Source organism: Sphingomonas sp., from assembly GCF_035317925.1.
Classification (GTDB): Bacteria; Pseudomonadota; Alphaproteobacteria; order Sphingomonadales; family Sphingomonadaceae; genus Sphingomonas_I.
Map to the genome: position 1 here is coordinate 1 of NZ_DATHFV010000178.1, position 2306 is coordinate 2306.

Sequence of the window (2306 nt, forward strand, 5' to 3'; positions counted from 1 at the left end):
CGCGCGCGGCTTTCCGCTTCCGCCATCATGCGCCGCGATTTTTCGTCGAGACCGGCAACCATGGTCGGCGCGTCCTCCGGATGATCGGTCTCCTCGAGCCGCGGGATGCTGACCGACGCGCCGTTGGCGCCATCAAGATGATCCAGATCCAGACCCAAATCGTCGATCGACAGCTCGGCGGTTTGATCCGCTTTGTTCACTTTGTCCAGCTTCGAAGAAATCCGGCCGCGAAGGTCGGTGGGTTTCAAGGTCGGCGATTCGGCCGTGGGCGAGTCGGAGAAATTCATCAATTCGGATTCCACGGTCGGCTCATCGCGCGGCGCCATTTCCCGCGTCGGCGAATCATCCGCGCCGCGTTCCGGTCTATCCAAAGTGAAATCAAGATCCGAGGCGGCGTGTATGCCGGGCGATTCGCCGGTCGTGGCGTTGTCGTCGCGATCCTTGGCGATGGGGTGATCGATGCTGTGCTCACCTTCCGGGTCGCCGAACAAATCGATATCGACGCGGTTTTCACCGCCTTCGAGATTCAAGTCGACCAGGGCACCCGCGCCGCGGCCGCTGCCCGCCGTGGACGCGAATAGCGGCTCGTCGGGGCATATCTGCTTGCCCATGATGACGATCTTGTCCCACTCGCCGGCCGGTGCGCGGTCGCGGGTGGATTCCAGGCCCTTGGCGGTCTGCAGGAATGCTTCTTTGTTGCCCCAAACGAAATAGATTTCCAACAGCTTCAAACGCAGATCGCGCCGATCCGGCTCGCGCTCGAGCGCAATGCGCACCAAGTCGGCGGCTTGGTCGTACAGGCCGTACGCCATATGAAAGTCCGCCTCGGCCAGGGGATCGCCCTGATCGAGATTGACAGCGCTCTCGCTGGACATTGTGTCGTCGGGAGCCTTGAGGTCCGTGGTCGTCTCGCCGTATCGCGGCTCCGCGGTCTCGGCGAATTCCGGCATGGGATGCTCGCCCGATTCCTCCACGACGAATGAGTTGTCGCCGCCGCGGCCGCCGGCGACCCGGGCAGTCGGATCACGGAACTCGGAAATGTCGGTCGAATCCAGTCCGGGGAAATCGCCCCCACCGCCGGCTTGCCGGCGCCGCCAGGAGGCGATTGCCAGGCCGGCGATCAACAGTGCGATAACGCCCAATGGCACCCACCAATTGGCGGTCGCCCAGTCGAGCCAGGATCCTGAATCCGTTGCCGGCTTCTTCACTACCACCGGGGCCGGTTTCGGCGTCGGTGTGCTTTCCGTGGGCAGCGGCGTCGGCGTGGACGCGGTTGTGCTGGGCGGCGTCGCTTCCGCGGGCGGAGGTGTTGCTTCCACCGGCGCAGGTGTCGGAGCCGGCGTTGGCGCAGTCGCCGTTGGCGGTCGCGGCGTGGGCGCCGGAGTCGCCGTAGCCGGCGTGCCGAGCTTGCGCTGCAGCTCGCTCAATTCGTTGCTCTTGAGGTCAAGCAGCCGATGCGAATCCGCAAGCTGTGCTTCCAAATCCTTGACGCGTCCTTTCAGCGCCTGAGCTTCGCCGCTGGAGGCGGAGTCGCCGACGCTGTTGCTGGTGCCGCCGCCGGCGCCAGGCGTAACCAGACGCAGGTGACCGCTTGGCGCTGCACCACTGCTTCCGCGCCAGGCGTCCATTTGACGACGCACTTCACTGGTCGCCTCGGTTTGATTCAGCGCGGCGATTTCATCCCCGCCCGGCACGCGCAATACAGCACCGCGGCGCAAAATATTGATGTTGCCGCCGAACGCATCGGGATTCGCGCGATACATCGCGACCATGCTTTGGTCGATGTCGGCCTTCGATCCGCCGGCGCGCAAACTGCGCGCAATCTTGGTCAGCGTGTCGCCTTGGGCGACATGATAGCCATCGCCGACCGGAGCGGATGTTTCCGTACCGCTTGGGCTCGGCGCACTGCCGGCTGGGCTCGAGGCGCGTCGCGCCGCGCGGCCTGAGGAGCCTGGGCGGCTCGGCGTGCCGGCTGTGGCCGCGGTGGCATCTGCAGTAGCAGCCGGTGCGGGCCTCGCTCGTGCAGCCGGTGCGGTGGTCGCTGCGGTCACGGGAGCGGCTGTGCTCGCGCGCTCGCCGGGTGAATACACCGGCGGATCGAGCAATACCGTGTACTCGCGCATGAGGCGGCCGCGGGCCCAATTCACCTCAACCAAGAACGTCATGAAGGGCTCAGGAATCGATTCGCTCGAACGAACCAGCAGCACGTCGCGCCCGTCCTTGCTCTTGCCCACTTTGAACGTCAGCGTCGACAAGAAAGGCGGACGGTCGATGCCATAGCGCGTGAACGCGTCTTTGGCGGCGAG

The 2306-nt window shown here is 65.3% G+C and carries 1 protein-coding gene; it reads right to left on the bottom strand.

Features of this window, described 5'->3' with window-relative positions; all coding sequences use genetic code 11:
* The coding region (locus VK533_RS13380; RefSeq protein WP_324378450.1) for a FimV/HubP family polar landmark protein at positions 1-2306 on the bottom strand (2306 nt) is incomplete at both ends.